Here is a 17,639-nt window from a genome sequence, read left to right on the forward strand (position 1 = left end):
AGCGCAACGATCCCGCGCCGCCGCGTGTCCGGGGCTTTTTGCCCCTGGCCGGGCCGGCCGCCCGCATCCTGGTGCTGGGCTCGATGCCAGGCGTGGCGTCGCTGCGCCGGCAGCAGTACTACGCGCATCCGCGCAACGCCTTCTGGCCGATTGCCGCGGCCGTGTTCGGCTTCGATGCCGGCGCGGGCTATGCCGAGCGCGTAGCGGCCCTGGCCGCCGCCGGTGTGGCATTATGGGATGTGCTGCAGGCCTGCGACCGTGCCGGCAGCCTGGATGCCGACATCGACGAAGCCACGGCCGAACCGAACGATTTCGATGCCTTCTTCCGCGCCCATCCCGGCATCGCGCGGGTGTACTTCAACGGTGCCAAGGCGGCTGCCTTGTACCGGCGGCGCGTGCTGCCGCGATTGGTCGACGGCGGTCGCCTGCAATACCTGGACTTGCCATCGACCAGCCCGGCCCATGCCGCCATGAGCCTGCAAGACAAATCGGCGGCCTGGCAGCGGGCGCTGGCCGGCGCATAGCCGGCGGCGCGGGCTGCCTTCAGGGTTCGACGGGCGGCAATTCGTCGGCGATCAGCGCCAGTCCGGCGCGCAGCAGGCGGTCATAGCGGGCCCGTTCGGCCGCGATGCTCTCGGGCGTCCATTCGTAGAAGCCCTGGCCGGTCTTCATGCCATGCCGGCCGTCCTGAGCGCGCTCGGCCAGGCAGCGTGCCGGGTGGTCGCTATTGCAGAACGACGGATACATGGTGGCGCCCGCCGCCGCGTGCACATCGATGCCGGCATGGTCGCGCTGCAAGACCGGCCCCGCGGCCAGAAAGCGGAACCCGAAGCCAAAGCGCACCGCTGCATCCACATCTTCGGGCGAGGCGATGCCGCGGTCGATCAGGTCGAAGGCCTCGCGCGACAGCGCATGTTGCAGCCGGTTGGCCAGGAAGCCGGGCAGGTCCTTGCGCACCTTCACCGGCACCATGCCGCAGCGGCGCATGAAGGCGATCAGCGCGTCGGCGCAGGGCATTTCGCTGGCCTCGCACAGCACCACTTCCACCAGCGGCACCAAGTGCGCGGGCATGAAGAAATGCAGGCCCAGCATGCGCCCGCGCGTGGCCAGGCCCTGGCCGATGGCGCTGATGGGAAAGCTGGAACTGTTGCTGGCCAGGATGGCATGGGCGGGGGCGCGGCGCTCGAGTTCGGCGAACAGGGCCTGCTTCAGGTCCAGCCGTTCGGGAATGCACTCAATCACCAGGCCCACGCTGTTCCAGTCCACGGCATCCAGGTTGGCCGCGGCCTGCACGCGGGCGGCGGCGTCGGCGCATCCGCCGGCCGCCAGGCTGCCCGCCACGCGCGCCGGCAGCGCCGCGGCGCGCGTGGCGTCGGGTTCGACCACGGTGGTGCGGCACAGGGCGCGCGCCAGTACGACCGCCACGTCGGCGCCCATGGTGCCGCCGCCCACCACCACGGCGTGGGTCGAGGCCGGATCGGCCAGGGCGGGTTGCTGTGTCGTGCTCATGATGTCTCCTTCGATGGAATATGGGCGCCAGTGTAGAGAAGGAAGTTTGATTGATGAATCAGATTCTTTGGATAGAATGATCAATAAACGAGATCAATGCAATGAAGATCAACCTGTCGATGCGCGATGTCGAAACCGTGCTGGTCCTGGGCCGCACGCTGAATTTCCGGCAGGCTGCCGCGCAGCTGCATTTGTCGCAATCGGCACTGTCCACGCAGGTGCTGCGCATTGAAGACGCCTTGGGCGTGCGCCTGTTCGATCGCACGACCCGCACCGTGCGGCTGACGGCGGCAGGGCAGGTGTTCCTGCGGCAGGCCGCCAATTTGCAGGTGGCGTTTCGCGAAGCCATCGACGCGGTGGGCGGCATCGCCAGCGCCGAGCGGGGCACGGTGTCGGTGGCGGCCTTGCCGTCAGTGGCCGCGCGCCTGCTGCCGCGCGTGTTGATGGCCTTCCGGCAGGCGCACCCGCATGTGGTGCTGAAGGTGCACGATACCTTGTCGGGCCCGGCTTTCGACCTGGTGCGCGCGGGCGAGGTGGATTTCGCCATTACCGCGGCCGATCCACAGCAGGCCGATCTGCACTATGTGCCCATGCTGTCCGACAGCTTCCTGCTGCTGATTCCGCAAGGCCACGCGCTGGCGCGTCGCAAGGGGCCCCTGCGCTGGGCGGACACGGTGGACGCAGCACACGTGTCGATGGTGCAGCCCAGCAGCGTGCGGCAGTACACCGAATGGGCTTTCCTGCAGAACCGCATCCGCTTCCAGCCGGCCTTCGAGGCCGAACACCTGACCACCATCATGGCAATGGTGGAGTGCGGCTTCGGGGTGGCGGCCCTGCCGGCCATCGCGTCAGACGCGGTGGCGCACCCTGGCGTAGTCGAACGGCCGCTGGTGGCGCCAGTGGCCGAACGCTCGATCGGGCTGGTCACGGCCCGCCACCGCAGCCTGTCGCCGGCAGCCGCGGCCTTGCTGGACGTATTGCACGCGCATCTGCCAGCGGTGCGCCATCCGGCGACGTAGAGGCATAAGGCATGGGGCATGGCGCAACGGCGCCGGCCCTGTCGGCCCTAGGGCTTGCCCGGCACGGTTTCGCGCGCAGCCGGGGCACGCAGGAAATCGAAATCGGCGCCCTGGTCGGCCTGGGTGACGCTTTGCAAATACAGCTTGTGATATCCACGCTCGCCTTGCGGGCGCTGGATTGGCTGGGCGGCAGTGCGCTGCGCCAGTTCCTCGTCGCTGACCAGCAGCGCGATCTCGCGCCGCTGCACCGACAGGCGGATGCGGTCGCCGTTGCGCACGTAGGCCAGCGGTCCGCCCACGGCGGCCTCCGGCGTGACGTGCAGGACGATGGTGCCGGCCGCCGTGCCGCTCATGCGGCCATCGGAAATACGCACCATATCCTTGACCCCGGCGCGTGCCAGTTTGAGCGGAATCGGCATGTATCCCGCCTCGGGCATGCCCGGGCCGCCCGTGGGGCCGATGCGCTTGAGCACCAGCACGTCGTCGGCCCGCACGTCCAGCGCATCGTCGTCGATACGCTGGGCCATGTCCTCGGCATCCTCGAACACCACGGCCCGGCCCTCATGTTCCATCAGCTTTGGGTTGGCGGCCGACTGCTTGATGATGGCCCCGCCTGGCGCCAGGTTGCCACGCAGCACCGCCAGGCCGCCGGCCGGATAGATGGGCGAGGCGAATGACCGGATCACGTCTTGCACGAAAGCCGCCGGGGCGGCGTCCAGTTCTTCGCCCAGCGTGCGGCCTGACACGGTCAGGGTGTCCAGGTGCAGCAGCGGACGCAGCTCGCGCAGCAGCGCGGGCATGCCGCCGGCCTTGTGGAAGTCTTCCATATAGTGCTGGCCCGACGGTTTCAGGTCTACCAGCACCGGCGTTTCGCGGCTCAGACGGTCCAGGCCGGCCAGGTCGATATCGATGCCCAGCCGGCCGGCCATGGCCGTCAGGTGCACGATACCGTTGGTGGACCCGCCGATGGCCAGTAGTACGCGCAAGGCGTTCTCGAAGGCCTTGCCGGTCAGGATGCGATCGGGCGTCAGGCGGCTGGCCGCCATGGCGACTGCCGTGGTGCCCGTGCGTTCGGCCACGCGCACCCGGTCGGCCGTGACCGCTGGCGCCGACGCGCCGCCAAATACCATGATGCCCAGCGCTTCGGCCAGGCAGGCCATGGTGCTGGCCGTGCCCATGACCGAGCAGGTGCCTACGCTGGCCACCAACTGGTTGTTGACGTCGGCGATTTCGGCCGAGTCGATTTCCTGGGCGCGAAAGCGGCCCCAGTAGCGGCGGCAATCGGTACAGGCACCCACGCGTTCGCCGCGATGCGAGCCCGTCAGCATGGCGCCGGTCACCAGTTCGATGGCGGGCACGCCGGCCGAGGCGGCACCCATCAACTGCGCCGGCACGGTCTTGTCGCACCCTCCGATCAGCACCACGGCATCCATGGGCTGCGCGCGGATCATTTCCTCGGTGTCCATCGACATCAGGTTGCGCAGGTACATGCTGGTGGGCTGGGAAAAACTCTCGTGCACCGAAATGGTGGGAAAGTCCACCGGCAGCCCGCCGGCCAGCATGACGCCGCGCTTGACCGCGTCGATCAGTTGCGGCGCATTGCCGTGGCAGGGGTTGTAGCTGCTGCCGGTGTTGACGATGCCGATCACGGGGCGCGACAGCGCGTCGTCGGTATACCCGGCGCCCTTGATGAAGGCCTTGCGCAGGAATAGCGAGAAGCCGGTATCGCCGTAGTTGGTCAGACCTTTGCTCAGGCCGCTGGCCGGCGCGGAAGGAGATTTCTTGGCAGCCATTGAAATTCCAATAATATTATTGATAATGTACGGGCGCATCATATCCGGCGCGCGTATCGGCGTGCAAGTGCGGGGTTCCGCGCCTGTCATCCCGTGCCGGATGGCTTTTCTATTGATCACGAAAACAGATCGTTCAATAGAAAAGTACTGATTCTTCTATCAAGATGCACCCCCTACACTCTGTGCGGCACGACGAGCCGGGCGCCAGATTGATCCGAATAACCATCCCGGCCAGGAGACATGCATGTATCCCTTCAGCAAGACCACGCCGGCGCGCCGCGCCTTCCTGGCGTCCGCCCTGGCATTGTGCGCCGGCTTTGCCTTGCACGCAGCACCCGCGGCAGCCGCGTACCCCGAGCGCGCGGTACGGCTGGTGGTGCCGTATCCGCCCGGCGGCGCCACCGATGTCATCGGCCGGGTATTGGCCCAGGAATTGTCGAACTCGCTGGGCCAGCAGTTCGTGGTCGAGAACCGCGCCGGCGCGGCCGGCAATATCGGCGCCGACCAGGTGGCGAAGTCCGATCCCGATGGCTACACCTTGCTGATGGGCGCGCTGACCAGCCATTCGATCAACGCCGAGCTCTACAAGGGCAAGGTGCCCTACGACATCGAGAAAAGCTTTGCCCCGGTGTCCATCGTGGGCACGGTGCCCCTGGTGTTCGTGGTGCATCCGTCGGTGCAGGCCAAGTCGCTGCAGGAATTCATCGCGCTGGCCAAGGCGCGTCCGGGCTACCTGACCATGGCGTCGGCCGGCAACGGCTCGCCCCAGCACCTGGCTGCCGAAATGTTCAAGAGCATGGCGGGCGTGGATGTGCTGCATGTGCCCTACAAGGGCAGCGGTCCGGCCATGACCGACCTGATGGGCGGACAGGTGCTTAGCATGATCGAGACGGTGCCGGCGGCCCAGGGGCACGTGAAGGCAGGCAAGCTGCGCGCATTGGCCGTGACCTCGGACCAGCGTGCCGAAGCCTTGCCCGACGTGCCCACCACGGCGGAAGCGGGGCTGGCCAATTTCCAGGTCAGTTCCATGTTCGGCATCGTGGCGCCGGCCGGCACGCCGGCTCCGGTGCTGGATAAACTCAACAGCGCGCTCAAGCAGATCGTGGCCAAGCCCGAGGTCCGCGCGGCGCTGCTGAACCAGGGGGCCGTGGCAACCTGGACCACGCCGGCTGATGCCGCCGCGCGCATCGCGGCCGAGCGCGCCAAGTGGGCCAAGGTCATCAAGGACGCCGACGTCAAGCCCGAGTAATACCCGCAGGGCGGCAGCGCGCCGCCCGGTTCTACAATGTGCGGCCACGATGGCACATTACGGAACAGGGCGGCGCACAGATGAACAACACCTTGCTCAAGGGCCTGGCGATCATCGAGCTGCTGGCCCACAGCGAACGGCCGCTGGCCCTGACCGAGATCGCCGTGGCGTCGGGCCTGGCCAAGAGCAATGTGCACCGGCTGCTGCAGGCCCTGCTCGAGACGCGCTATGTGGTACGCGACGAAGGCACGGGGCGCTATGTGGGTTCCATCAAGCTGTGGGAACTGGGTTCGGCGGTGCTGGGCAAGCTGGACCTGCGCACGCATGCCGAGCACATCATGGAAGCGCTGCTCGACCACACCCGGGAAACCGTGCACTTGTCGGTACTGGACGGCATGGAAGTGGTGTACGTGCACAAGCTCGACAGCCCCAATCCGGTGCGGGCCTATACCCAGATCGGCGGACGCGCGCAGGCCTACTGCGTGGCCACCGGCAAGGCCATGCTGGCGTTTCGCGCCGAACCGGTGCTGCAGCGCGTAGCGCGGGAACTGCATCCCTACACGGTGCGCACGCACACCGACCCGGCCAGGTTCCTGCGGGAAATGCGGCGGGTGCGCGCGCAGGGCTATGCCGTCAATCGCGGCGAATGGAATGAAAACGTCTATGGCGTGGCGGCGCCGATCCGCGATGCCAGCGGCCGGATCGTGGCGGCGCTGGGACTGTCCGGGCCGCGCGAGCGTTTCAAGCCCGCGCGGATCAAGGAATTCGCCGGTTGCGTGGCCGATGCGGCCGCGCAGGTATCGGCCAACCTGGGATGGCGCCAGCCGGCCTGGAGCCACTAGGCGGTATCGGGCGCAGCCGGTGCCGGTTCGGATTCCTGTCCCTGTTCCTGCCTCTGTTCCGGTATATGGAACTTTTGTTATCTAAAACGTAATTCGCCTACCATGGCGCCTTTTCCGGCCATTCCCGCGAACACTATGTCCCATTCCGATTTCCCCGCCGCGCAGCCCCTGGCGGGCGTGCGCGTGGTCGAGTTCTGCTCTACCGCGGCCGGCCCGTTCGCCGCCTTGTTGCTGGCCGACATGGGCGCCGACGTGATCAAGGTCGAGCCACCCACAGGCGACGGCCTGAGACTATGGCCGCCGCTGTCCGAGGGCTACAGCGAGAATTTCGCTTCGCTCAACCGCAACAAGCGTTCCGTGGTGCTGGACCTGAAGGCGCCGGCCGACCAGGCGCTGGCGCGGCAATTGATGCTGGATGCCGATGTGGTGGTCGAGAACAATCGCCCTGGCGTCATGGATCGCCTGGGGCTGGGCTATGCCAGTTTTGCCGACGAGCATCCGCGCTTGCTGTATTGCTCGATCTCGGCCTACGGGCAGTCGGGGCCGCGCTCGTCCGAGGGCGGTTTCGACCTGACCATCCAGGCCGCCGCGGGCGTGATGAGCGTCACCGGCGAAGCCGGCGGCGCACCGGTCAAGTGCGGCGTGCCGCTGTCGGATTTCGCCTCGGGACTGTACGCGGCTTATTCCATTGCCGCGGCGCTGGCCAGCGTGCGGGCTGGCGGGCAGGGCGCGCATATCGACGTGCCCATGTTCGGCTGCACGCTGGGCGTGGCCGCGTTGCAGACCAGCGAATACTTCGGCAATGGCCGCAGCCCGGCCAAGCTGGGCTCGGCCCATCCACGCAACGCGCCATACCAGGCGTTTCGCGCGGCCGATGGATACTTCGCCATCGCCGCCGGCAACCAGAAGCTGTGGCTGTCCGTCTGTGACGTGGTTGGCATGCCCGGCCTGGCGCAGGATGCGCGCTTTGGCACCACCAGCGATCGCGCCCGCCACCAAGAGGCGCTGCGCGACCTGCTGGAACAGGCGTTCACCACCCGTCCGGTAGACCACTGGATCGATGCTTTCATGCAGGCTGGCGTGCCGCATGCGCGCATCAATGACTACGCCGCCGCGCTGGCCGACCCGCAGACCGTGCATATGCAATGGGTGCAGCCGCTGACGCTGCCCGGCGGGGCGCAGACGCATACCTTCGTCTCGCCCATCCGCATGAACGGGCAGGGCTTTCCCATTCGGCGCGCGCCGCCGGCGCTGGGGGAACACACCGCCGAAGTGCGCGCGGCCTACGCCCAGGGCGCCGGCCGGCCGGAACAGGCATGACGGGCGCCCCGGATACCGGCGCCGCGCTGCAAGTGGCGCGCGACGGCGCGGTATGGACCCTGACGCTGTGCCGGCCCGATAAAGGCAATGCCTTGTCGGCCGAGCTGGTGCAGGCGCTGGGCGCCGCGGTCGGTGCCGCGAGCGCCGACGGCGGCGTGCGCCTGCTGATCCTGGAAGGGGCCGGCCGGCACTTCTGCACGGGCTTCGACCTGTCGGACCTGGACCGCGAAACCGACCAGACGCTGCTGGCGCGTTTCGTCGATGTCGAATTGCTGTTGCAGGCCTTGCATGCCGCGCCCTTCATGACCCTGGCCATTGCCCACGGGCGCACCATGGGGGCGGGCGCGGACCTGTTCTGCGCTTGCGCCGAACGCTGGGTGGCAGGCCAGGCGTCGTTTGCTTTTCCAGGGGCGGCGTTTGGCCTGGTGCTGGGCACCGCGCGGTTGGCCGACCGGGTCGGCCCGGCGCACGCCAGTGCCTGGGTCGAAGGCGGCGTGCCGGTCGATGGTGCGGCGGCGCTGCAAGCCGGCCTGGCAACGCGGCTGCTGGACGAGGCTGGGCTGGATGCCGCCCGCAACGAACTGAAGGCCCGCACGCAACGCCTGGATCCGGAGACCGGCCGCGCCATCCATCTGGCGATCGGCGCCGTGCGTCGTCCGCGCGGCGATGACGGCGACGCGCACGACCTGGCGCGGCTGGTGCGTTCGGCCGCGCGGCCGGGCCTGCGCGACCGCATTGCCGCCTACCGTGCGGCGCAGTTGCGCAAATAGCGCGAACCGTGCCCGCCGCGGGCTAGCCGCGGCCCTGCCGCACCAGTTGCGCGCCTTTCTCGCCGATAAGCACCGTGGCCGCGTTGGTGTTGGCCGAGACCATCGCCGGCATGACAGACGCATCGATGACGCGCAGGCGGTCGACTCCCTGCACGCGCAGCGCCGGGTCGACGACCGCGTCCGCGTCGCTGCCCATGCGGCAGGTACCCGACACATGGAATACCGTGCCGCCGCGCTGGCGCGCAAAGTCGGCCAGTTCCTGGTCGCTGCGCAGGGCCTCGCCCGGCATGTATTCCGGGCCGGCAATGTATTTGCGGAAGGCGGGCTGGCGGTGGATGTCGCGCAGCATGCGCAGCCCGGCCACCAGCACCTTGATATCCCGTGACTCGGTCAGGTAGTTGGACACGATGCGCGGCGGCTGCAGCGGGTCGGCCGAACGGATCTCGACCGTGCCACGCGAATCGGGCCGGCACTGGGTGGCCGATGCCGAGAATCCCGAGAACGGATGCAGCGCGTCGCCGGGCTTGTCCACCGACAACGGCATCACGTTGAACAGCACATCGGCGCGGCCATTGCGCGCATGTTCCGTGCACACCATGCCGCCTACCTGGCCGGCGCCCACGGTCAGGGGGCCGTCCTGGCCGAACAGCCAGCGCGCGCCCATGCGCGCCAGCTTCAGCGGATTGCGCACGTCGTCGTTGAGCGACAGCTTGTTCTTCACGCGCACAATGACGCGGGCCTGGTAATGGTCTTGCAGGTTGCGGCCGACTTCCGGCGCGTCGACCTGCACGGTGATGCGGTGATTGCGCAGCAGGGCGGCCGGCCCGACGCCCGACAACTGCAGCAACTGCGGCGATTGCAGTGCGCCGGCGGCCAGGATGACTTCGCAGGCCGCCTGCGCGCGCTTGCGCTGGCCGTCCTGCAGCCAGGCGACCCCATGGCAGGCGCCGCGCTCGATCAGCAGGCGGGTGACGTGCGCCCCGGTGATCACGGTCAGGTTGGGGCGGGCGCGCACCGGGTGCAGGAAGGCCGTGGCGGCACTGTCGCGCCAGCGGCCTTTCAAGGTCAACTGGTAGCATCCCAGGCCGCTATCGACCGCCCCGTTGAAGTCCGGGCTGGCCGGCAGGCCGGCTTGCGCGCCGGCGCGCAGCCAGGCGTCGCACAGCGGATGGTCATTGCGCAGGTCAGATACATGCAGCTCGCCTCCGGCGCCGTGATAGTCGTTGGCGCCGCCCGCATAGCATTCCGATTGCTTGAAAACGGGCAGCACGTCGCGATAGCCCCAGCCGGTCGCGCCCAGGCGGGCCCAGTCGTCGTAATCGGCATGCTGGCCGCGGATGTAGATCAGGCCATTGATCGAGCTCGACCCGCCCAGTACGCGGCCGCGCGGCCAGACAATGGCGCGGTTGCCGGTCTCGGCCTGCGGCTCTACGGCAAACTGCCACGAATAGCGCGGATCGTAGATCGAACGGAAATACCCCACCGGCAACTTCAGCCAGAACCCCCGGTCGGCGCCGCCCGCTTCCAGCAGCAGCACGCGGCAGGCGGGATCGGCGCTCAGGCGGTTGGCCAGCACGCAGCCAGCCGAGCCCGCGCCGATGATGATGTAGTCGTAGCCGGAAGTCATGGGGGCGCGGCGGGCGGGATCAGGCCTTGACGATGTCCAGGTACGGCTTGGGATCGAAGTAGGTGCTGGCCGGCACGGGGTTGGCAATGTTGGCCGTCTGCACGAAGAAGTCGGTGACCTGCTGCAGCCAGTTGGTGACGGTGCCATCGGCATACTTGCCGCGCCATTCGGCCGAGGTGAAGTACTTCGATGCCTTGAACTGGTCTTTCAGGGCGGCCAGCGGCACTTCGGGATAGTGCTTCTTCTGCAGGACGGCCACCGCTTCGTCCGTATGCGACAGAAGGTGGTCGTTCGCAGTGACCCAGCCCTTGATCAGCGCCTGGACCAACTTCGGATTCTGCTCGTAATAATCGTTGCGCGCGGCCCAGCCACCCACGATGGCCGCCTCGGGGTAGAAGGCCGAGGCGTCGACCAGCATGCGCGCGCCCTCGACCTTTTGCTTGACGGTCACATCGAAGGGCACCCACAGCGCCACGGCCGGCACTGCCCCCGAGATGAACGAGGTCACCGCCTCGGTCATGCGCTGGTTGACGATCTGCACATCCTTGCCTTCCTGCAGCTTGGCGTCTTTCAGCACGCGGTCCAGGAACACGTGCGCCGTGGTGCCCGCAGTCGTCGATATCTTCTTGCCTTTCAGGTCGGCGGCGGTCTTGATGCCGGCATCCTCGCGCACCCACAGTTGGGCCGTGGCATATTCCACGTTGTTCAGCAGGAACACCTTGCCCTGGCCGCGCGCCGGGAAGTTCGACACCACCGCACCCGTGGACAGCACGTCGAGGCTGCCGCCTATCATGGCCTGGAACAGTTCCAGGCCGGTGGTGAACTTGATCATCTGCAAGTCCAGGCCCTGGTCGGCGAATGCGCCGGTCTCCAGGCCTGTCCAGATCTGGCCGTCCACGGCGGGCGTGTGCAAGTAGCCCACGCGCACTTTCTGGGCGGCATGCGCCAGCAGGGGCATGCCGATGCCCGACATGGCAGCCGCCAGGGCGCCGGTCTTCAATAGGGTTCTGCGCTGCGGATTCATGGTGCGGGTTCCTTTCTTGCGGGGATAAAGGGCAACGACTAATTGGCCAGGCGCACGGCCTGGTTGGCTTGCCTGGCATATTCCTCCATGACCAGGCTGCGGATCTGCGAACGCAGTTCGCCGAAACGGGGATCTTCATGCAGGTTCTCGGCGCGCGGATAACCGAACGGCACGTCGATGACGGTGCGGATGCGCGCCGGGCGCGCCGTCACCACCACGATGCGCGACGATAGATAAATTGCTTCTTCCACCGAGTGGGTGATCAGCATGACGGTCTTGTCTTCGGCCAGCAGCACTTGCAGCAGCAGGTCTTGCATGGCCGAGCGCGTCTGGGCGTCCAGCGCGCCGAAGGGTTCGTCCATCAGCAGGAACTGCGGCTTGACCGCGTAGGCGCGCGCCAGCGCCAGCCGCTGGCGCATGCCGCCCGACAAGTGCTTGGGATGATGATGGGCAAAGTCGGCCAGCCCCATCAGCGTCATGTAGCGCTGGCAGATCTCATCGCGTTCGGCGCGGCCGACCCGATTGGCCCGCAGCGTCAGCCCGAAAGCGATGTTTTCCTTGACCGTCAGCCACGGAAACACGCCGTATTCCTGGAAGATCACGCCGCGGTCGGGGCCGGGGCCCGTGATGGGCTTTCCGTCGAGCAGCACCTCGCCCTGCGTGGGTTGCACAAAACCTGCCACGATGTTCATCATGGTGGTCTTGCCGCAGCCCGATGGCCCGATCACCGATACGAATTCGCCCTGGCGGATTTCGTAGTCGATGGCATCGAGCACCCGCATCGGCCCATTGGCCGTGGGGTAGTCCACCGTGACGTTGCGAAAGCGGATGCGGGCGGAACTGTCGGCACTCATGCGATGCGCTCCTGCCAGGCCACCAGGCGGCGCGCCGCGGCGCGCAGGATCAGGTCCATGACCAGGGCGATCAGGCCGATGCAGATGATGCCCACGTAAATGATGTCGAGCTGGAAGAACGACGACGCATCCTGGATCAGCGCGCCCAGGCCTTGCTGGGCGGCGATCAGCTCCGAGGCCACCAGCGTGGCCCAGGCCACGCCCAGCGCCACGCGCAGCGCGGTCAGCATGTGGGGGATGGTAAGCGGCACGATCACCTTGCGGAATATCTCGCCGTCGCTGGCCCCCAGGGTGCGCGATACGCGCACGAAGATCGGGTTGATCTGCGCGATGCCTTCGTACATGACGATCACGCCCGCAAAGAACGAGGCGTAGAACAGGATGGCGATCTTGGCCGATTCGCCGATGCCGAAATACACGATCACCAACGGGATCAGCGCAATGGGGGGCAGGGCGCGAAAGAAATTGATGACCGGGTCCACGAAGCTGCGCACGCTCTTGTACCAGCCCAGCACGAAACCCACCGGCACTGCCAGCACGATGCCCAGCACCACGCCGATCACCACGCGCTGGGTCGACATCAGGATGTCATGTGGCAACCGCGTCTGCATCAGCGCCATGAACTTGGCCAGTACTTCGTGCGGGCTGGGCACCAGGGCGGGGCTGACCAACCCGCTGGCACGCACGGCATACCATGCCAGCACGATGAGTACCCATGGGGCGGCGATCAATGCCGCGCGTTGTGGCAAGGAGCGGTTACGCAAGATGTCTCCTCCATTCGAAGGCGCTTGACCTTTTAATGGTCAAATCGTACTGTAGACCATACGTTCAGCAAACAATATATGGCTATTTGTTTATGGCTATCAATTTCCACGACAGTCCCATTCCACGCTATCTGCAGCTGGCCGACCTGATGCGCCAGCGCATCGCCCGCGGCGTCTGGGACCAAGGCCAGAAAGTACCTTCGCTGGAAGAACTGGTGGCCGAATTCGGCGTGGCGCGGGTCACGGTGCGCCAGGCCATTGACGTGCTGACGCGCGAAGGGCTGGTGTCGCCGCAGCAGGGGCGCGGCACTTTCGTTACCGGCCTGCCGCCCAACGACCGCTGGCTACGCGTGCAGACCACGCTGGCCGAACTGGCCAAGGTGTATCGCGATACCCGGCCCAAGATCGTCACCATCGACGAATCCATTCATTCGGCGCCACTGACCGCGCAAGACGGCATCCCGGCCGAGCGTTACGTGTTCATGCGCCGCATCCATGAACGCGAAGGCCGGCCGTATTGCGTCATCAGCATCTACCTGGCCGAGCACGTATTTCGGCAGGCCCCGGCGCGCTTTCGCAATGAAACGGTGATCCCGCTGCTGGTGTCCATGCCCGGCGTGAAGATCGCCCAGGCGCGCCAGGCGCTGACCATCGGCACCGCCGATACCGAAGTGGCGCAGCAATTGCAGGTGGCCGTCAACGCGCCCATTGCCGAAGTGCGTCGCGTGTTCGTCGATGGCGAGGGCTGCGTCATCTACCTGAGCGAAGTCTCGTACCGCGGCGACTTCATCCATGTCGAAATGAACCTGATCCCTTGAGGACTGCCATGGGCGATGCCAGCAGCGTGTATCCAGCCGAAGTCAGCGTGCATGTCTTGCGCTACCCCGTCGAGCGCCCGGTGCGCACCTCGTTCGGCATCATGCACGACCGCCCGGCGGTATTCGTGCGCGTGCAAGACCGCGATGGCGCGCATGGCTGGGGCGAAGTGTGGTGCAATTTTCCAGCTTGCGGCGCCGAGCATCGGGCGCGCCTGGTCGACACGGTGCTGCGGCCGCTGCTGGTGGGCCGCGCGTACGACGGGCCCGCTGCGGCCTATGCGCACCTGACCGCAGCCACCGAAGTATTGGCGCTGCAGTCCGGCGAACCCGGGCCCATGGCGCAGGCCATTGCAGGCATCGACCTGGCGCTGTGGGACTTGTGCGCGCGCCGCGCCGGCCAGCCGTTGTGGGCCTACCTGGGCGGCACCAGCGACCGGGTCGAGGTATACGCCAGCGGCATCAATCCCGATGAGCCCGAGCATGTGGTGCAGCAAAAGCACCGCGAAGGTTATCGTGCCTTCAAGCTGAAGCTGGGCTTCGGCCACGAGCGCGACTTGCGCAATTTGCGGCAAGTGCGCCAACTGCTGGGGCCGGGCGTGCCGTTGATGGCCGACGCCAACCAGGGCTGGGACGCGGCCGGCGCCGCCACGATGGCGGCCGCCATGGGCGAACTGGATATCGCCTGGCTGGAAGAGCCGCTGCGGGCCGATCGGCCGTACGCGCAATGGCAGGCCTTGGCGCGCCAGTCGCCCGTGCCGCTGGCGGCGGGCGAGAACTACCTGGGCGCAGAGGCGTTCCAGTCCGCCATCGATGCCGGTTTCCTGAAAGTGGTGCAGCCCGACCTGGCCAAGTGGGGCGGCATTTCGGGCTGCCTGCCGGTGATACGCGCGGTGCGCGCCGCCGGGTTGCGCTATTGTCCGCATTACCTGGGCGCGGGCGTGGGATTGATGGCGTCGGCCCATTTGCTGGCTGCGGTCGACGGCATCGGGCATAAAGGCCTGCTCGAGATCGACTCCAACGACAATCCGCTACGGACCTTGCTTAGCGGGCCTTTGTCGCAGTTGGAAGATGGCGTGGCGCAACTGGGAACCGACCCGGGGATCGGGGTCGAGCCTGATCTGGCTGCCCTGCGGGAGTATTGCGGTCGGTGATTGTCCTTGGTGACAATAGGAATCCAGGTGCTACGGCTCGCGGGCGGGGCTGGGCGATTTCTTCATAATTTGTCGCATTCGGCGTAAGCCGCGTGCGCCGCGCGCCTTGTGATGGGGCATGCGGAGCCCTAGGATGGTTGCGGTTGTCTCAGCCTAGGGAGCACGCAATGAAATTCCATTATCGGCATGTCATCGGCGCGGCCGCCATCGTGGCGGCGCAGTGCATCGCGGCAGGCGCGCACGCGCAACTGCTCGATACCGTCAAAGGCCAGCTTGGGGGTGGCGGCGCAGAGCAAGGCGGTGCGGCCGCCGGTGCGGCACAGGGCCTGGGCCTGGGTGGTGGCGGCTTGCCGTCGTCGCTTAGCGCGGGCAGCGCCGGCAATGCGGCCGGCGTGCTGGAATTCTGCATCAAGAACAACTACCTCAGCGGCGGCGATGCCCAGTCGGTGAAAGACCAATTGATGGGCAAAGTGGGCGGGTCGGGGCAAGCCGAGTCCGACCCAGGCTACGCCGCGGGCGCGGAAGGCGTCTTGAAGGGCGGCGACGGCAAGTCAGTGGACCTGAGCGGCGGCGGCCTGAAAGAAGAAATCACCCGCAAGGCCTGCGACCAGGTGCTGGAGCAAGGCAAGTCATTCTTGTAGGCCATGCCTGAATGGCCACCCTGGCCGCCTGGCGCGGCCAGGGTGAGGGACCTAACTGTTATCCCGGATATCCTGCGTCGCGCCATTCTGCTTGACGGATTCGATACCGTTATCGCGCGCGGCCTCGGTGCCGTACATCTGGCTGTTGCCGATGATCTGGTTGTTGGCGGCGCGCAGGGTGAAATAGAACTTGCCGTTCGAGGCGGTGGCCGAGTTGTAGCGGGACGCATCGCCGCTGTTTTTCTGTACCGACGCGATACCATTCTCGGCCGAGGCCTTGGCGGCATACATCTCGCTCGTCAGGATGGTTTCCGCATTGCCGGCTTTCAGGGCAAAGTGGAATTGTCCGTTGCTTGCTTTTTTCAATTCAAACCAACCTGCCATGATGTGGACTCCTTGGATTGAAGCGATGGGCGGAACGACGCCCCTGGAGCGGTGCCCGTCAGCCAGGGGTTTCCCGATCATAGGTAATGCAGCCGGTTTTGCCTAGGTTTGTGAGGCCGGTGCCATGAATGCGCAGGCTCAGGCCGGCTGGCTCAGCGGGCGGCGCTGCCGGTCCAGCGCTACCGACAGCAGCCACAGTACGAAGCCGCCCAATGCCAGCAAGGCGCCGACCCAGCCCGGCGAACGCCAGCCATGGCCGTGGGCCAGCGCCAGGCCGCCCAGCCAGGGCCCCAGCGCGTTGGCCGTATTGAAAGCGGAATGGTTCAGGGCGGCGGCCAGGCCCTGGGCGTCGTCGGCCACGTCCATCAGGCGCGTCTGCAGCACGGTGCCAAGCGCGCCGCCCATGCCCACCAGGAACACGGCCACCGTAATGGCCCAGACATTGCCGATGCTGAAGGTGAACAGCGCCAGCGCCGCGGCGCTGAACAGCAGCAAGCCGCCGGCGGTGGGCATCAGGGCACGGTCGGCGAACTTGGGAATCACCAGGTTGCCGATGGTCATGCCGATGCCGAACACGCCCAGCACCAGCGGCACCGTGGCGGGCGCCACGCCGGTGACCGTCATCAGGATGTCGGCCAGGTAGGTATACACGGCGAACAGGCCGCCAAAGCCGATGGCGCCGATGCCCAGCGTGATCCACACTTGCGGGCGCCGCAGCGCGCCCAGTTCGCGCAGCGGGCTGGCATGCGGGTCGGCCGGGGTGGCGGGCGCGAACATGGCCACCAGCGCCACGGTAAGCAGTCCGGCGGCGGCCACCAGGGCAAAGCCCCAGCGCCAGCCTACGGCGTGTCCCAGCCAGTTGGCCAGCGGCACGCCGATGATGGTGGCTACCGTCAGGCCCAGGAACATGCGGCCCACCGCCTGGGTGCGGCGGTGCTCGGGAACCAGCGATACGGCCACCAGCGATGCAATGCCGAAATACGCGCCGTGCGGCAGGCCGCTGAGAAAGCGCAGCACCATCATCCATTCATAGCTGGGGGCGAAGGCGCACAAGCCGTTGAACAGCGCGAACAGCGTCATCAGCAGGATCAGCAGGGCCCGGCGCGGCAGGCGCGCGGCCGCCACGGTGATCAGGGGGGCGCCCACCACCACGCCCAGTGCATAGGCGCTGATGACGTGGCCGGCGGTAGGGGCATCGATGTGCAGGCTGTGCGCGAAATACGGCAGCAGGCTCATCGTGGCGAATTCGGTGGTACCAATGGCGAAGGCACCGACGGCCAGCGCAAACAGCACCAGGCCGGGCGAACGGTGCCCGGAAACAGCGGAAGTCATGGGAATCAGATCAGGCGGAGGTTGAATGACCCGCGGGTGGAACGACCCGCGGGCGGCAAGCAAGGCATTGTAGCCGCCCTCTGTGACAGCACGGCGGCGTGGCAGGTTGCGGCGGTCAGTCCTGCTTGCGGGCGAACACGCGCAGCCGGTGGCCGTCGGGGTCGAGTCCGACGAAGGTATGCCCGATATCCAGGTCGGTGGGGGGCTGGGCAATGGGAATGCCGCGCTCGGTCCAGTCGGCGTGCAGTGCCAGGACGGCTTCACGGCTGGCCACCGGAATGGCCAGCTCGCCGCCGCGCCCGGCCGATATCGCCCGCGGGGTGACGGTCTGGCGGGCCCACAAGCCCAGCATCAGGCCGGAGTCCAGCTTGAACTTGGTGAAGCTGGGCGTGGCGTGTATTGGCTGCTTGTGCAGCAGATCCGTGTAGAACCGGGCACTGCGGTCCGGGCTGTCGACATACAGGATGATCAAATTGGGATCGGTCATGGGAATGCTCCGCATTGGCGATGGCATCGGCGGGCGCCTTGCTAGCGACGCCAGC

Annotated in this window: 18 protein-coding genes; 9 read left to right on the forward strand and 9 right to left on the reverse strand. The window is 67.0% G+C overall.

Annotation, left to right across the window (positions count from 1 at the left end):
* The first annotated feature begins 83 nt into the window (after positions 1-83).
* Positions 84-524, forward strand: coding sequence for a DNA-deoxyinosine glycosylase (locus KW845_RS07110; protein ID WP_255592494.1), 441 nt, complete (start codon positions 84-86; stop codon positions 522-524).
* 19 nt (positions 525-543) lie between these two features.
* Here KW845_RS07110 and KW845_RS07115 read toward each other — a convergent pair whose 3' ends face one another.
* The gene (locus tag KW845_RS07115) at positions 544-1,509 is read right to left on the reverse strand and encodes a 3-hydroxyacyl-CoA dehydrogenase family protein (RefSeq protein ID WP_218368430.1); all 966 of its coding nucleotides are present in this window, start codon (positions 1,507-1,509) and stop codon (positions 544-546) included.
* Between the two features lie 101 nt (positions 1,510-1,610).
* Between KW845_RS07115 and KW845_RS07120 the strand changes: the two genes are divergently transcribed.
* Positions 1,611-2,528 carry a LysR family transcriptional regulator gene (locus tag KW845_RS07120; RefSeq protein WP_218368431.1) on the forward strand — a complete coding sequence of 306 codons (918 nt, stop codon included), beginning with the start codon at positions 1,611-1,613 and terminating at the stop codon, positions 2,526-2,528.
* Positions 2,529-2,575: 47 nt separating this feature from the next.
* Here the strand turns inward: KW845_RS07120 and KW845_RS07125 are convergent, their stop codons facing one another.
* Positions 2,576-4,321 (reverse strand): IlvD/Edd family dehydratase, encoded by a 1,746-nt coding sequence (locus tag KW845_RS07125; protein WP_218368432.1) that lies wholly within the window; start codon positions 4,319-4,321, stop codon positions 2,576-2,578.
* Between the two features lie 244 nt (positions 4,322-4,565).
* Between KW845_RS07125 and KW845_RS07130 the strand changes: the two genes are divergently transcribed.
* From KW845_RS07130 to KW845_RS07145, 4 genes are all read left to right on the forward strand, one after another.
* Positions 4,566-5,570 carry a tripartite tricarboxylate transporter substrate binding protein gene (locus KW845_RS07130; protein ID WP_218368433.1) on the forward strand — a complete coding sequence of 335 codons (1,005 nt, stop codon included), beginning with the start codon at positions 4,566-4,568 and terminating at the stop codon, positions 5,568-5,570.
* Between the two features lie 80 nt (positions 5,571-5,650).
* Positions 5,651-6,412 (forward strand): IclR family transcriptional regulator, encoded by a 762-nt coding sequence (locus KW845_RS07135; protein ID WP_218368434.1) that lies wholly within the window; start codon positions 5,651-5,653, stop codon positions 6,410-6,412.
* Between the two features lie 135 nt (positions 6,413-6,547).
* The gene (locus tag KW845_RS07140; RefSeq protein ID WP_218368435.1) at positions 6,548-7,732 is read left to right on the forward strand and encodes a CaiB/BaiF CoA-transferase family protein; all 1,185 of its coding nucleotides are present in this window, start codon (positions 6,548-6,550) and stop codon (positions 7,730-7,732) included.
* The gene (locus KW845_RS07145; protein ID WP_218368436.1) at positions 7,729-8,502 is read left to right on the forward strand and encodes an enoyl-CoA hydratase/isomerase family protein; all 774 of its coding nucleotides are present in this window, start codon (positions 7,729-7,731) and stop codon (positions 8,500-8,502) included. The genes KW845_RS07140 and KW845_RS07145 overlap by 4 nt, the downstream gene beginning before the upstream one ends.
* A 22-nt stretch (positions 8,503-8,524) precedes the next feature.
* Here the strand turns inward: KW845_RS07145 and KW845_RS07150 are convergent, their stop codons facing one another.
* Genes KW845_RS07150 through KW845_RS07165 form a run of 4 tightly spaced genes read right to left on the reverse strand, consistent with a single transcriptional unit; the run spans position 8,525 to position 12,771 of the window.
* Positions 8,525-10,129 (reverse strand): GMC family oxidoreductase, encoded by a 1,605-nt coding sequence (locus KW845_RS07150; RefSeq protein WP_218368437.1) that lies wholly within the window; start codon positions 10,127-10,129, stop codon positions 8,525-8,527.
* 19 nt (positions 10,130-10,148) lie between these two features.
* Positions 10,149-11,153: an ABC transporter substrate-binding protein gene (locus KW845_RS07155; protein ID WP_218368438.1), complete on the reverse strand. Its 1,005-nt coding sequence runs from the start codon at positions 11,151-11,153 to the stop codon at positions 10,149-10,151.
* Positions 11,154-11,191: 38 nt separating this feature from the next.
* Positions 11,192-12,007, reverse strand: coding sequence for an ABC transporter ATP-binding protein (locus KW845_RS07160; RefSeq protein WP_218368439.1), 816 nt, complete (start codon positions 12,005-12,007; stop codon positions 11,192-11,194).
* Positions 12,004-12,771, reverse strand: a complete 768-nt coding sequence (locus KW845_RS07165) for an ABC transporter permease (protein ID WP_218368440.1) — start codon at positions 12,769-12,771, stop codon at positions 12,004-12,006. Before KW845_RS07165 ends, KW845_RS07160 begins: the two co-directional genes overlap by 4 nt.
* Before the next feature lie 92 nt (positions 12,772-12,863).
* Here KW845_RS07165 and KW845_RS07170 point away from each other — a divergent pair, with 92 nt between their 5' ends.
* The 3 genes from KW845_RS07170 to KW845_RS07180 all read left to right on the forward strand — a co-directional run bounded on the left by KW845_RS07170 (position 12,864) and on the right by KW845_RS07180 (position 15,381).
* The gene (locus KW845_RS07170; protein ID WP_218368441.1) at positions 12,864-13,589 is read left to right on the forward strand and encodes a GntR family transcriptional regulator; all 726 of its coding nucleotides are present in this window, start codon (positions 12,864-12,866) and stop codon (positions 13,587-13,589) included.
* 8 nt (positions 13,590-13,597) lie between these two features.
* Positions 13,598-14,740: a mandelate racemase/muconate lactonizing enzyme family protein gene (locus KW845_RS07175; protein ID WP_218368442.1), complete on the forward strand. Its 1,143-nt coding sequence runs from the start codon at positions 13,598-13,600 to the stop codon at positions 14,738-14,740.
* 167 nt (positions 14,741-14,907) lie between these two features.
* Positions 14,908-15,381, forward strand: a complete 474-nt coding sequence (locus KW845_RS07180) for a DUF2501 domain-containing protein (protein WP_218368443.1) — start codon at positions 14,908-14,910, stop codon at positions 15,379-15,381.
* Between the two features lie 51 nt (positions 15,382-15,432).
* On the opposite strand, the gene KW845_RS07185 is transcribed toward KW845_RS07180, so the two are convergent.
* The 3 genes from KW845_RS07185 to KW845_RS07195 all read right to left on the reverse strand — a co-directional run bounded on the left by KW845_RS07185 (position 15,433) and on the right by KW845_RS07195 (position 17,584).
* Entirely contained in the window at positions 15,433-15,765 is a 333-nt protein-coding gene (locus KW845_RS07185; protein WP_218368652.1) for a YegP family protein, read from the reverse strand.
* Between the two features lie 138 nt (positions 15,766-15,903).
* Positions 15,904-17,097, reverse strand: coding sequence for an MFS transporter (locus KW845_RS07190; RefSeq protein ID WP_218368444.1), 1,194 nt, complete (start codon positions 17,095-17,097; stop codon positions 15,904-15,906).
* Between the two features lie 115 nt (positions 17,098-17,212).
* Positions 17,213-17,584 carry a VOC family protein gene (locus KW845_RS07195; protein ID WP_218368445.1) on the reverse strand — a complete coding sequence of 124 codons (372 nt, stop codon included), beginning with the start codon at positions 17,582-17,584 and terminating at the stop codon, positions 17,213-17,215.
* Positions 17,585-17,639: the final 55 nt, after the last annotated feature.

Source organism: Bordetella sp. BOR01 (genome assembly GCF_019218885.1).
In the GTDB taxonomy this organism is placed as follows: domain Bacteria; phylum Pseudomonadota; class Gammaproteobacteria; order Burkholderiales; family Burkholderiaceae_B; genus Bordetella_A.